The sequence below is a fragment of the Bacillus sp. UNC438CL73TsuS30 genome (assembly GCF_000482325.1).
Lineage (GTDB): Bacteria > Bacillota > Bacilli > Bacillales > Cytobacillaceae > Neobacillus.
In genome coordinates, this window is sequence record NZ_KI535295.1 from 1,489,331 (window position 1) to 1,501,576 (window position 12,246).

General features: G+C 33.0%; 14 protein-coding genes and 2 pseudogenes. 10 read left to right on the forward strand and 6 right to left on the reverse strand.

Features of this window, described 5'->3' with window-relative positions; all coding sequences use genetic code 11:
• The first annotated feature begins 12 nt into the window (after window positions 1–12).
• The 3 genes and pseudogenes from M028_RS0121390 to M028_RS32305 form a co-directional block, all read left to right on the forward strand.
• Window positions 13–648, forward strand: a complete 636-nt coding sequence (locus M028_RS0121390; protein ID WP_026575665.1) for an HlyD family secretion protein — start codon at window positions 13–15, stop codon at window positions 646–648.
• 421 nt (window positions 649–1,069) lie between these two features.
• Complete coding sequence (locus tag M028_RS0121395) at window positions 1,070–1,339, forward strand: hypothetical protein (protein ID WP_026575666.1); 270 nt, start codon at window positions 1,070–1,072, stop codon at window positions 1,337–1,339.
• Between the two features lie 4 nt (window positions 1,340–1,343).
• Window positions 1,344–1,598 (forward strand): annotated as a pseudogene (locus M028_RS32305) (DUF523 domain-containing protein); the annotation flags it as partial.
• Window positions 1,599–1,921: 323 nt separating this feature from the next.
• Here the strand turns inward: M028_RS32305 and M028_RS30710 are convergent.
• Together M028_RS30710 and M028_RS0121405 are read right to left on the reverse strand one after the other, a co-directional pair.
• The gene (locus M028_RS30710; protein ID WP_081810817.1) at window positions 1,922–2,158 is read right to left on the reverse strand and encodes a heterocycloanthracin/sonorensin family bacteriocin; all 237 of its coding nucleotides are present in this window, start codon (window positions 2,156–2,158) and stop codon (window positions 1,922–1,924) included.
• A gap of 571 nt (window positions 2,159–2,729) precedes the next feature.
• The gene (locus tag M028_RS0121405; protein WP_331280328.1) at window positions 2,730–3,818 is read right to left on the reverse strand and encodes a GerAB/ArcD/ProY family transporter; all 1,089 of its coding nucleotides are present in this window, start codon (window positions 3,816–3,818) and stop codon (window positions 2,730–2,732) included.
• Window positions 3,819–4,132: 314 nt separating this feature from the next.
• Between M028_RS0121405 and M028_RS34105 the strand changes: the two are divergent.
• Window positions 4,133–4,257, forward strand: a pseudogene (locus M028_RS34105) (zinc ABC transporter substrate-binding protein); the annotation flags it as partial.
• A gap of 101 nt (window positions 4,258–4,358) precedes the next feature.
• On the opposite strand, the gene M028_RS0121410 reads toward M028_RS34105, so the two are convergent.
• Both M028_RS0121410 and M028_RS0121415 read right to left on the reverse strand, forming a co-directional pair.
• Complete coding sequence (locus M028_RS0121410; RefSeq protein ID WP_026575668.1) at window positions 4,359–5,120, reverse strand: CPBP family intramembrane glutamic endopeptidase; 762 nt, start codon at window positions 5,118–5,120, stop codon at window positions 4,359–4,361.
• A 185-nt stretch (window positions 5,121–5,305) separates the two neighbouring features.
• Entirely contained in the window at window positions 5,306–5,773 is a 468-nt protein-coding gene (locus M028_RS0121415; RefSeq protein WP_026575669.1) for a hypothetical protein, read from the reverse strand.
• A gap of 506 nt (window positions 5,774–6,279) precedes the next feature.
• Here M028_RS0121415 and M028_RS0121420 point away from each other — a divergent pair.
• The 4 genes from M028_RS0121420 to M028_RS0121435 all read left to right on the forward strand — a co-directional run bounded on the left by M028_RS0121420 (window position 6,280) and on the right by M028_RS0121435 (window position 8,704).
• A complete protein-coding gene (locus M028_RS0121420; RefSeq protein WP_026575670.1) occupies window positions 6,280–6,870 on the forward strand; it encodes a molybdopterin-dependent oxidoreductase in 591 nt (196 codons plus the stop codon).
• 130 nt (window positions 6,871–7,000) lie between these two features.
• Entirely contained in the window at window positions 7,001–7,276 is a 276-nt protein-coding gene (locus M028_RS0121425; RefSeq protein WP_026575671.1) for a hypothetical protein, read from the forward strand.
• A gap of 69 nt (window positions 7,277–7,345) precedes the next feature.
• The gene (locus M028_RS0121430; protein WP_026575672.1) at window positions 7,346–7,606 is read left to right on the forward strand and encodes a hypothetical protein; all 261 of its coding nucleotides are present in this window, start codon (window positions 7,346–7,348) and stop codon (window positions 7,604–7,606) included.
• A gap of 138 nt (window positions 7,607–7,744) precedes the next feature.
• Window positions 7,745–8,704, forward strand: coding sequence for a DUF3231 family protein (locus tag M028_RS0121435; protein WP_026575673.1), 960 nt, complete (start codon window positions 7,745–7,747; stop codon window positions 8,702–8,704).
• Between the two features lie 58 nt (window positions 8,705–8,762).
• Here M028_RS0121435 and M028_RS0121440 read toward each other — a convergent pair whose 3' ends face one another.
• On the reverse strand, window positions 8,763–9,245 hold the full coding sequence (locus M028_RS0121440; protein ID WP_026575674.1) for a CBO0543 family protein: 483 nt from the start codon (window positions 9,243–9,245) through the stop codon (window positions 8,763–8,765).
• Window positions 9,246–9,685: 440 nt separating this feature from the next.
• On the reverse strand, window positions 9,686–9,874 hold the full coding sequence (locus tag M028_RS34110; protein WP_026575675.1) for a PASTA domain-containing protein: 189 nt from the start codon (window positions 9,872–9,874) through the stop codon (window positions 9,686–9,688).
• A gap of 246 nt (window positions 9,875–10,120) precedes the next feature.
• Between M028_RS34110 and M028_RS0121450 the strand changes: the two genes are divergently transcribed.
• The gene (locus M028_RS0121450) at window positions 10,121–11,059 is read left to right on the forward strand and encodes a metal ABC transporter substrate-binding protein (protein ID WP_026575676.1); all 939 of its coding nucleotides are present in this window, start codon (window positions 10,121–10,123) and stop codon (window positions 11,057–11,059) included.
• Between the two features lie 485 nt (window positions 11,060–11,544).
• Entirely contained in the window at window positions 11,545–12,144 is a 600-nt protein-coding gene (locus M028_RS0121455; RefSeq protein ID WP_026575677.1) for a pyridoxamine 5'-phosphate oxidase family protein, read from the forward strand.
• Window positions 12,145–12,246: the final 102 nt, after the last annotated feature.

Consider the following 12,246-nt stretch of genomic DNA (forward strand, 5'->3'; position numbering starts at 1 on the left):
GAGATTTGAAACATGAGTAAAGGTCGTTTATTACTGATAAATATTATAGGTATGGTTGTCGTTTTGGCATTAATTGCATCAGGTGTATACTTCTATTATGAAAAACAGAATTATGTAAAAACAGAGGATGCTGTTGTATCAGCAGATATTTCACAAGTTGTAGCAACCAATTCTGGCTTGTTGAAAAATTGGAATGGTAAAGAGGGTAAGATTGTATCTGATCAAGAAAAATTGGGCAAAATTTCAAATGGTCAACAAGCACTTCCAGTAGAGAGCTTGGCAACAGGAACCATCATCAAAAATGAAGCTAAAACGAACCAAATGGTACAAGCGGGTCAGGTTTTAGCTCAAACAGCAGATATGAATAGTTTATATATAACGGCCAATATTGAAGAAAAAGATTTAAACAATATTGAAGTTGGCGACAGCGTTGATATTACTGTTGACGGTGATTCAGAATCATTATTTAATGGGAAAATCGAAGAAATTGGTTATGCGACAAATTCCGTTTTTTCTGTACTTCCGTCTCAAAACACAAGCGGAACTTATACAAAAGTAACACAAAAAGTTCCTGTAAAAATTTCTATTGAAAATCCTTCAAGTAAGGTCCTGCCTGGTATGAATGCAGAGGTCAAAATTTCGATCTAATACAGCAACCTTAGAAAGAAGGACCCAAGTGATGGGAAGTTTTTTATTGTACTAAGTGGCAGCATTCCTGTAATAAAGAATTGGGTAAAGAATTAGTTTGTGATGAGTACTTAAACTAAAGGGATGCTCTCAGAAAGATTGATGAGTTTTCACGCAAATAACAACACTAAAACTATCTTTATTTTTACTGAGGATAAGTATAAATTTATAACTGCAATTGGTTACGAGTACAATATTGTTGAACTCTAATAAAACTACCCAAGGTTGTGAATGTTTCCACTTAAACTATCGGGTTCATATGTTAAAGATTGGGATGGCTGCGGCGATCCCTTTTTATTGCACTAAAGGGGAGTTTAGTTAAACAAAGAATAACCCCAATTAGTGCAGAATTTTCAGAAGTAGGAGGGGATTGGAGTAAAGTATGCTTAGTTTTTTAATTGAATTAATTGCAGGATTATTCGGATATAGTGACACTTTAAATACGAAAAAAATTGACCAAAATATTGAACTGTTAAATCAACACGATTGGTTTAAAAACATTTACGAGGAGGAAAGATATCACCGTTTGTTTTTTGTAAATAAACACGTCAGACGATATTTACAAAGCACAATTCGTGTTAGAAAAATTATTCGTAGTAAACAAGCGCAAAGAAAGCTATTAGTCCTTCTTGATAAACAAATAAAATCGTAATTTTCTATTTGAAAAATCAGGAAAAGATGTTACAGAACTTTACATAAAAGGTGCTTATGCTACACTCGAAAAAGCTTTAGAAATAAATGCGACTATAGTTGTCCTAAAGGAAAATAGCCCATCCTGTGGTAGTTTAAAGATTTATAACGGCGAATTCATTGGTAAAAAAATTGAGGGGATGGGCGTTACTGCTGCTTTATTAAAAAGAAATGGATTAAAAGTATTGTCAGAAGAACAATTTGCTGAAACATTTTTTTAGTTGCTGGCTTAGAGCATTTCTACTACAAAAATTAGCAGAGACTATTTATGTCCACAAATGCCTATGTGGTTATTAAACTACCATGGAAGAAAAGTTTAAATTCCATTCTTTGTGGTGAAGCTTTTAGTGCTAACGTGGCAGTTTAGCAAAAGAAGGAATTTCTAGTCTTTATAATTGTGTACTATAATTAATATACTAAAATATTTCAAATATGTTATAGCAACAAAGAAGTGCCCACGAGGCAGTTCATGCGGTGACACTTCTTTTCATAAAAAGGCAATTTTTTGTTGAAGATTTACCAAACTGCAAAACAGCTAAAACAACTAAATAAAGCCGCCTACCATCATGCCGCCACACATCATGCCGCCGCACATCATGCCGCCGCACATCATGCCGCCGCACATCATGCCACCGCACATCATGCCACCGCACATCATGCCGCCGCAACGCATACCGACAAATATTCTCGGATCCTGAATCTGAGGACCCATAGGAATTAACTGACCAACTTGGAAATTATCCATTCCTAGAGTTTGAAGTTCATTTCGAAAATTGAGCATTTTTACCTCCCATGTTTATTTAATAATTTAGGTTAAACTGACATTTAACAAGAGATCTGAACGAAGAAATATTGTCAGTAATGTAATTAAGAGATACTACGTGTGTTCTCTTCAACAAAATATGCTTACTTTTAGGTGACTGTTACTGGTTTAAAAGCCTATTTAAATGTTAAAAACTTCATAAAAAGTTGTTTCTGGAAGTAACGATGGGGAATAGTTTTATTCAACTTGTTTTAATTCTCAACGAAAGATCTCTTTAAGGAAACACCTACTATTCCTATTGTATTAATGGGAATAATATCAAGTAAAACTGAAATTGAAAAGAGTTTTTCGCCAGATTCATAAATTTGTCATTTTATTGCAGATACTTTTGACAATACAGCTTTAATTTTGTTGAACTAAGGATGCAGGTTTGTTAAATAACGATTGAAACAAGCTGTTCAATGATGCTCTGGTAAAACAAGAACAGATGAGTTTTCAGACTGGAACATGTCTCAGTTATCATAATCACTGCTGAGTACACCTTTTTCAATGGTGAAGTTTTTTTGTTTTTCCCATGTGAAAATAGGTATCATGATGTTCTATATTTTTTCTTTACTCTCTTCACAATCAATAATAGAAAAAAGAGTAAAGGAATGTATCCATAATCTATAATAAATCCAATTTTCCCCATATAGTTAGTTAATGTATAAATTTGTTGCCCCGTCTTTAAAAAATTAATGATAATTAATACAATCATAGATATCAAAAGTACCCCATATTTTTGCTTCAGGTTGGTCACCTTTTTTATAATACGGCTGGCACACCAAAAGGAAATACAAAAATTAGGAAGAAGAACAATAGTCCAAGTGGCAATGCCAATGTATTCAAATCTCTCAACAAAAGGCATCTCTACTATTTTCCACATCGTTAAGGTTGGCCATATGTTTTTTTGCAACTGTCCTTCAGAAAAATAAGCAAAGGTTAAAATCGTAAGAAATGTATAGGCAATCGTAGCAAGAAGAACAGCCACATGGGCCCATTTTTTTGATTTTTTCGGTTCTTTGATAAATGGATAAAAAAACAAAAGTATCAAAGAGCCAGAATAGGTAAAGGACATTTGATAAGATGCTTTAACCAGATCCTTTATAGAGTGGTCAAAAATTGGAAGAAGGTTCTTGAAATCCGCATAAGGTAGCGTAAATAGAAAAGTGAAAACTAAATAAGCAGGAAGAACAAATCCAAAAAACGCAACACCTGTTATGGTTCTAATCCCTCCAAAAACGACATAAGTAGCTAAGAAACAAAAAGCTAGAGAATACCAAAAAGTACTAAGATCCGGAAACATCCACACTTGAATGACCTCTATAAAATTCCTAAGAACTGTGACAGCACTAACAAGAAAATAGATAACAAATAGCAGGGATATGAATTTGCCCATTTTATTGCCAAATGTGACGGTATGGGCTATCATTATATCGCCATCTGCTGTTTCGGCGATTTTGTACATCATCCATAGAAGGATATGGATACTTAAACCGGAAATTATAACAGCAATCCATGCATCGTATCCTGCAGTTAATGCGATAATAGGCTGGAAGCCAAGAACCCCTATTCCAACTTGCATCTTATGGATCAGAAAAAAAACTAAAAAAGACGATATTTTTGCTTTTTCAGGCACTATTTGTTCCATTAACCCTTCCTCCGGTTCTTATGTCCATCACTTTTTTGCTTTTTATTCATGTGAAAATATCATATTTAGGATTTTATGCCCTTGAAGCTTATAATCATTGAGGTTAATTGCTTTAATAAGAGTAATCTTAAGGTCCAACATTCACGGTATAGATTAAAAAAGGAGTTAAGGAAGATAAATCTTAATAAGTATGTCTATATTTATCTTTTCCTAATATGGAATAATTATGAATCATGCTGCTATATAATGGATCACCTATATAGGTGGGTGAAATTTTATGATAAAGGCTTGGGAGGAGATATGAAATAGAGGCTAAAACTGAAGTATTAAATTCTTTGGAAGGATTAACAAAAGACGAGCAACAAAAAGGTCTTGATTTGTCATGAAAAATAATCTTAGGGCATTAAAACTATCCTTTTTAAATTAATTTCTATAATGGGAGGCTATTCAAAAGTATCTTTGGATGAAGACTCTTTTGGATTAGCCTCTTTTTATCAAGAAAGTGAAGTACATTGGTAAGAGATATCCCTAGCCGTTATATCTTACAAATTTGTTTCGCAGCAAATATACAAACAAAAACATAAACAAAGGGACAATGTAGCTGATCATTTCTAGAAGCATGGAATTCTGATGGTTCTTCATGATTATGATTCCTCCATCTGAGCTACCGAGGGGTCCGTTAAAGATGCCATAGCAGACATTCAGCCCCCAATGGATGCCGGTGTCCGCCCAAAGCGAACCAGTTTTAAAAATTGCATAGGTTAAGGATAGTCCGAGGATAAGAGAAAACAGCGTGTTGGAAATACTGAATCCTTCATTCCAGAAGTCGTCTAGGGCATAAAGGATTAAGGAAATGATAAATACCCATTTCACAGGAATTCGCTCTTTTAAATGCCCAAATACAAATCCTCGGACGATGATGTCATTTAAAAAGGATCCGACTAAAAATATAAGCATCACCATTAAAAGCGACATGATCATTTCTGGGAACGACTTAACACCCGTAACCTCAAATCCACCAAAAAGATATACGAGGATGTACTTCATAAGCCAAAATGAAAAACCGATAATAAACCCATTTAATATATTTTTCCCCCATTTTGAATGAAAGCTGATTCCGATATTTTTATATTCTTTTACCTTCGTTAGCATTAAAATTCCCTTTAATAATGGGAAAAACAAAAGGACTAATAAAACCTGTAGAAAAAATTGGCTTGATTTCGCAATTCCGATGTTCAAATATAAATCTAGCACAATGAAACCTAGTATTACTTTACCGTAATAACTCATATTTATCCCCTTATTCTTTTAATCTTATGATAAGAAAAAAACTAGGCGATGCCTAGTTTTTACTTCGAATTTAAACATTCTATCGAATAATTCCCTATCTAATGTCCTTCATCTGGCTGCTTAAAGCTGTTTCAGCAACCTATTTACTTCCTAAAATTTAATAAGTTGGATAACTCAAAGCACTATTAGTGATGGAATCTCGTAGTAATTTTAGAAACTGTAATCCACATAGAAAGAAACATTAATAGACCAAAAATATCAGAAACAATAATATTTCTACCGATAAACAAATGCTCATAACGAAATAATGGGGTATTATAGATGGCAATTAAAAATGAGATGATTGCAAGATAAAAATTCAGTTTGTTTTTAGTTATTTTATAGAAGCAATATAAAAGTGCAGTATAAGCCCAAAATTGCGAATCATACCAAGCATGTGAAAGTCTAATCCCTGTATTACTATGGAAATAGGTTAAAACTAAAACTAATAAAACGAAAAAAGCTATAACTGGAGCAAACTTCACAAACTGAAGAAGCCTAAAAAAACGTTTTTTTAAATGATTCGTATTTTGATTTTCAATGAGTAATTTCTTTGTAACAGCATTATTAAAAAAAATAAACACTAAACTGCAAGCAAAAATAATATACTGCATTTCTTCTCCACCTTTTTTTTCCATTGTATCGATAATTTAACATATTACACAGAAATTTTGAATCAGTTTTTTCAATTGATTAAAACCTTTCAGAAAAATCGTGGATTGAAGCGGAGGATGGTTTATTTCAGCGAATTAGTTTCGATGATGTGGTCGGAGTGGTTTTCGTGAATTAAATAACAAAACGGCATAGGTAAGCTACCCTCTTGTTTTCTTATTAAATAGGTGCTGGCGGAAAGATAGGTACTGACGGAAGCAACAGATTATGGAATATCGAGTTACCCTCTTGCTGCACACCATAAGCGTTAATCCCAAAGACGTTGACGAGGCATGGGGACGGTGGAACAAACGGAATTCTCACACGCACCTCAAAAACACTGGTTCCAAATTTTAGGTAAATCTAAAATAACGAATTTGTCTACAGTATGCTTGCATTATTTTAAAGCAACCTATATAAAGCAGTGTGATTTAATTAACGTTTAAGATGAAAAAGGGGATGATGTAAGATGAAAAAGCAGCTTCCACCTGGCCAATTCGAAACAGAAAAATGGCCAATACTGCACACAGGGGATGTTCCCGAGTTTAATGAAATCAAATGGAATTTTAGACTTTTTGGTGAGGTGAAGGAAGAAAAGTCCTTATCCTATAAGGAAATCATGGAGCTTCCAAAGACCATATCAACCGTTAACATGCATTGTGTTACCACCTGGTCTAAATTTGATACAACTTTTGAAGGAATTGCACTTAGAGAGTTAGTGAAATTTGTTGAAATTTATGAAGATGTAAAATACATTAAAATTTACGGATATTACAATGGGGACAGATTTGGTTATTCTGCAAACCTACCGCTAGAGCCTTTATTAGGGGACGATTCTTTATTTGTATACCGTTGGAAGGATAAAAATCATGATTGGGATGATATTGATCAAAAGCATGGTTATCCACTAAGGTTTATTCCACCAGAAGTATTTTATCTATGGAAAGGCTCAAAGTGGGTTTCAGGGCTTGAGTTTATGAAAGTAGACGAGGCTGGTTTTTGGGAAGATCGTGGCTATTCGATGACAGCAAATCCATTTAAAGAAGAGCGGTACCGGTAACAAGCCCAATAATGTAAAATGAGCGATACTTAGAGGATCGCTTTTTTTCATTCGCAAAGATACACAAGTTTTCGAAAAAAGGTTGAGTAAGGAAGATTTGGCAAATCATAAGCAGACGGAGGATTTGAAAATGAAATTTACTATTCGTGTTTTCTTTAGCGAAAACTATAATCATTCAATATTTGAAAGAGAGCTAAAAAAATCCTTAGAGGAAATTAGTGTATCTGTTACAAGTATTAATTTTAATCAATTTGAAGAACAATACATACATAATAAAAGGAATATTATTGAGATAAATGTTGAAGTAAAAGGGGACTATATCGATTACAGAACCGTTTTTGGTTGTGTATTTTTAGTATTAGATGAACTTTCTTTAAATTTATCTGGATTAGATATAAATGAATAATAGGCTTCCCAAAGTGCTTTTGTATTTTTAAATTTCCCTAATAAAAAATTTGTTTCTAAGGAGAAAATTATGAAAGAATTTATTATTTCATATTTAGAAGATAATGAAGTTGGTGGCCATAAAAAGGAAATCCTCGTTTTGGGCAAAGATTTTCAATCATGCTATGAAGAGCATATTCAAAAATATCCAACCATGGTAGGGATTGTTCAGCAATTTGATGAGGAGTACGAAAACATAAATTTTCTCCACCCTAACAATATTCAAATAGAAAAAGTTACTGATGAAATCTTCGAGGAAGATGAGAGAAAAAGAGAAGTTTATGATGGATGATACATATCAACATTTCAGACTGAAGTGTTGACCATTTTGTCAATGCTGCAAAATTCATAGCAAAAATTATCGAAAATTTTAAACCCCAATCTTTTGTCATTCTAATAAGAGAAAATAAATAATGAAGGGGCCTTTTGTATGAACGTAAATGAGTTCGGCTTTCTTTGGTATCTACAATCAAGTTCGAATATGGTTAATATTTTTTTAAAAAATCTTATTGACACTGCTGAGGATAAAGATTTGAGAGGTGTCCTAGATGAAATCAATTCATTATCTACATTTCAAGAAAAAGAGGCTACAAAATTATTAAATGACAGCGGTTATAATGAAACGCCATTTTTCAGTGAAGTTGATTTATATAACTCCTCAGTAAAGCTTTTTACCGATCAATTAATTATTGAAATTCTTAAGCATATTACCGGAAATGGGATGCGGATCCTCGCTTCTCAATATGCAGAACTAGGGGATATGAATGTAAAGAAATTCTTTAGTGAACTCCTCACTAAGATGATTCAAATTGATGAATCTCTTTTAGGTTTATTAAAAGAAAAGAACTTGTTACAAAACAGTCCATTTTTATACACGAAAGCACATGAAAGAGAGAGTAAACTGTTTAAGGTTATATCTACACAATTGAGGCCACTTAATGCGGTAGAATTGGGACATATGTACAGTGCACTTCAATGCAATAATGTTGGTGTTGCTCTATGCGCTGCTTTTGCTGATTTAGTAAAAGATGAAGAGTCAAAGCAATTAATTAATGATGGCAAGAAATTAGCATTTCATCAAGCAGCTGCTTTATCGGATATTCTCAGAGAAAACGGAGTTAGTACTACAACTGGACTAGAAAGCTTCGTTCATAGCGTCGATGAATCTCCATTTTCAGATAAGTTAATGACAAATCTATTAATGTTTTTAAATCCAATTGGAATAATAACTTTACAAAACGCTGCTGTATCTAGTTATAAGAAGAATCATGTCAAAATACTACATGAATTAATTGAACAGGTCCAAAGTTTTTCAGAAAAAGGGTTTAAACTATTGGTTAATAAAGGTTGGTTTATTGAACCACCAGTAACTAGTAGGTCAATTAAATAATTATATACTGAATCAATTAGTGTTAATAATAAAGAAGGGGCAGTCTAACTGCCCCTTTTTATTCATGAAATTTAGTTTTAAAAAACCAGTTGTGAAAGGCTTGTGTTAAGTAATCCGTTATCCAAATGGTTATAAAACTCCAATACCAAGTCCATTTTTTATATTTTATTAATTTTGTATATTTCACTGCAATTATTTCAAAGATGACGATTACAGAAGTACTAATAAAGCAATGCAGGGTTTTTAAAAGGGTAGATTTATTTTTTGGATAGTACAAACTAAATAAAGCGCACAGTCCAGGATATATAAAGTATTCAAATGAAAAATTAGCTTTATTTGCTTTTTTGAAAAATAAGCGATATGGATAGGAAATTAAGTTTTTTTCTACCACTAGTAATCCAAAAATCCATGTTAGTGCTTGTTTAAATAAAAATACAACTAGTGATTCACGAATTTTATTTTTTGGTGTAAATTTTATTAATAATAATGACACAACTATCCAGGATGAAATTACGATCGTTTTCTCTGGTTTGTATTTCATTAATAATCCTCCCTTTAGTTATTAGTTTTTACTTTTAGAATTGATTCATTCAATTTTTGATAAAAGTAAAATTACTACGAAGATAATATGAAATAAAACAGTAAGGGATATTAAGCTAAGCGTTGATTCATGAAGGATTAACGATCTTACTTGTGTTCAAAGGGTCAGTCCCCCGGCGGAGTAAAGCGTTACCTCACTAGGGGACTGACCCCAAATTAAGAGTTTAAGATCCCAGCTGCCTTTTTTGGCGGCTTTTGTTATTGAAGTAACGGGCCAGTGAGAAGGGCTTTATTTAGCTAATGAGTGTTTTTATAAATATCTTGCTGTTTTGTGTTAGCCTTTTTCATTAAGCTAAAGGGCTGTCTTTATTAATTTAACTCAGCCACTTCAATCTAAATAAATTAGCAGTAGTAATTTTATTACTACCGCTAATTCTTTAACTATTCATCTTGACCAAAATAAGGCCTAATAGGTGAGCGCACTTTAATTTTTGTCCCTGGCTCAGGTGATTGTTGAACCACAGTATCACCATTTCCACTTGAATCGATTTTTAATATCAGAAGTTGTTCCATAATCTCTGCTTTAGAAAGTCCTCTTAAATCAGGTAGCGTGATTATAGAAGTGTCCATATACGTTTATTTCTTTTCAATTTGCTCCTTCCTTGAGGACACACACATTGTCCTAAGACTATCGCCTTTGATTTGAATTTCATTAAAATAAATTTAATTTGACTTATTTAAATTACCGTTATAAGATACGATTCGTAATACTTACGATTTATTTGATTCTAAAAAACTTTAATATTACGAAAATACCTATGTGTTTTAAATCGTAATGATTCCTAATTAACGCGTTTTGGAGGGAGAAAAGCAAGAATGAAAAAATTTGTTTACTCATTTATGATTTTTGTCTTGTTGTTAAGCGGCTGCTCAAATGCAGTTAAGACAAGTGGTGAAAAGGCTAGTGATGGAACAAAAAAACTCCAAATTGTCACCACGTTTTATCCAATGTATTATTTTGCCCAAAAAGTGGCAGGTAACTCTGCAAATGTTGACCTTCTAATACCAAATGGAGTGGAACCCCATGATTGGGAGCCATCTACAAAGGATATGGAAAAAATTCAAAATGCAGATATTTTTATCTACAATAGCCGTTACTTTGAGACCTGGGTCGATAAAGTCTTAAGCAGTATTGACCAATCTAACTTGAAAATTGTCGAGGCTTCTAAAGGAATTCAACTGATCAATGGAATTTCTAAGGAAGAGGGGAACCAAAAAGCGAGTTCTTCGTCCAAAGACCCACATGTTTGGCTTTCTCCTGTTTTAGCAGAACAAGAGGTTGACAATATTACGCAGGCATTGGAGCAGAAGGACCCAAAAAATAAAGTGCAGTATGAAAAAAATGCTTCAGTTTTTAAATCTCAACTTGTTGATTTAGATCATTTATACAAAGATACAATTAGTAAAGCGAAGAAAAAAGAATTTGTGACACAACATGCTGCATTTGGATATTTAGCAAAACAATACGGTTTAACTCAAATTCCAATCGCAGGATTATCTCCAGATGTAGAACCAAGCCTTGGGAAATTAGCGGAATTAGCAGATTTAACCAAAAAGAACAATGTAAAAATTATATACTTTGAGGGACTAACATCTTCTAAAGTAGCTCAAACCTTAGCTAATGAAATAGGGGCTAAAACTAAAGTATTAAATCCTCTGGAAGGATTAACGAAAGACGAGCAAGAAAAAGGTCTTGATTATATTGGTGTCATGAAAAATAATCTTAAGGCATTAAAACTATCTATTTTAGATTAATTTTTAAATGGGAGGCTATTCAAAAATCTTTTAATGAAGACTCTTTTGAATCAGCCTCTTTTTATTAAGAATGTAAATTTGTGAAGCGGAATGGAAATTGGATGGTGAACAGTTGGATAGAATAGTTGGGCTAATTGATGTTAAAACGGCATGTGTAGGATTGGGGATACCAGATGGTCAGACATGGATAGAGGTAGTCAAATTTTATACACCGGTGGTCCACAGGGAATTATTTTAGAGTTGGCAGAGAAAATCAGATAAATATTGAATGGGACGTTAAATGATTTAGATCTCCAACGGTAAAGATTTCTTCTTAAACTATCGGATGTTTATATTGAAGATCCTGCTGCCGTCGATGCATAATTTTTATTGTGGAAATGTGGCAGGTTACTTCAATAAGCACAAAACTTTGAAATTTAACTATATCTAAATTTCGTCCAAACTTTGTGCTAAAATAATACACAAAAATTGAAAGGATGTAGACGATGTCAAGAGGAGAACATTTACTTCAAGAACAATATGGAACAACCAAGAGAGCTTCCTCTTTTTATGAAAATCAAATGCTTAACTTCCTAAATAATAAGATGACAGAGTTTATATCAAAACAAGGTATGATGTTTATTGCAACGGCTGATTCGAATGGAAATTGTGACTCCTCATTTAGGGCTGGCTCAAAAGGCTTTGTACGTGTTATTGATGATAAAACAATAATATATCCCGAATATAAAGGGAATGGTGTTATGGCAAGTTTAGGTAACATCATTGAAAATCCTCATATAGGACTAATGTTTATAGATTTTTTTGAGAATAGCATAGGATTACATGTGAATGGTAAGGCTGCTATTATAGAAAATAGCCAATTAACTTCAGGTAATATTCCTGAAGAGATAATAAATGATATTAAAATTAAAGAAGGGAACAAACCTGAAGCTTGGGTTATGGTAAAAGTTGATGAAGCATATATTCACTGTTCAAAACATATCCCAAAACTACAACAAATGAACCAAAAAATATATTGGGAAACTGATGATGAAGAACAAAAGACTGGGGATTTCTTTAAGACAAAAAAAAGTATGAAACAGTAAAGATTATGAAGAAATGTACAAAGGTTGCAAGAGTTAAAGAACGGGGATTGCTGTGGCGATAATTTGATAAGTAAACTGTTCCATAATATCCCCCAGCACGCT

Bases quoted from the DNA above. Each gene is read 5' to 3' on its own strand.
- M028_RS0121390 (WP_026575665.1), top strand. From the start codon at position 13: ATGAGTAAAGGTCGTTTATTACTGATAAATATTATAGGTATGGTTGTC.
- M028_RS0121395 (WP_026575666.1), top strand. From the start codon at position 1,070: ATGCTTAGTTTTTTAATTGAATTAATTGCAGGATTATTCGGATATAGT.
- M028_RS30710 (WP_081810817.1), bottom strand. From the start codon at position 2,158: ATGCTCAATTTTCGAAATGAACTTCAAACTCTAGGAATGGATAATTTC.
- M028_RS0121410 (WP_026575668.1), bottom strand. From the start codon at position 5,120: ATGAGTTATTACGGTAAAGTAATACTAGGTTTCATTGTGCTAGATTTA.
- M028_RS0121415 (WP_026575669.1), bottom strand. From the start codon at position 5,773: ATGCAGTATATTATTTTTGCTTGCAGTTTAGTGTTTATTTTTTTTAAT.
- M028_RS0121420 (WP_026575670.1), top strand. From the start codon at position 6,280: ATGAAAAAGCAGCTTCCACCTGGCCAATTCGAAACAGAAAAATGGCCA.
- M028_RS0121425 (WP_026575671.1), top strand. From the start codon at position 7,001: ATGAAATTTACTATTCGTGTTTTCTTTAGCGAAAACTATAATCATTCA.
- M028_RS0121430 (WP_026575672.1), top strand. From the start codon at position 7,346: ATGAAAGAATTTATTATTTCATATTTAGAAGATAATGAAGTTGGTGGC.
- M028_RS0121435 (WP_026575673.1), top strand. From the start codon at position 7,745: ATGAACGTAAATGAGTTCGGCTTTCTTTGGTATCTACAATCAAGTTCG.
- M028_RS0121440 (WP_026575674.1), bottom strand. From the start codon at position 9,245: ATGAAATACAAACCAGAGAAAACGATCGTAATTTCATCCTGGATAGTT.
- M028_RS34110 (WP_026575675.1), bottom strand. From the start codon at position 9,874: ATGGACACTTCTATAATCACGCTACCTGATTTAAGAGGACTTTCTAAA.
- M028_RS0121450 (WP_026575676.1), top strand. From the start codon at position 10,121: ATGAAAAAATTTGTTTACTCATTTATGATTTTTGTCTTGTTGTTAAGC.
- M028_RS0121455 (WP_026575677.1), top strand. From the start codon at position 11,545: ATGTCAAGAGGAGAACATTTACTTCAAGAACAATATGGAACAACCAAG.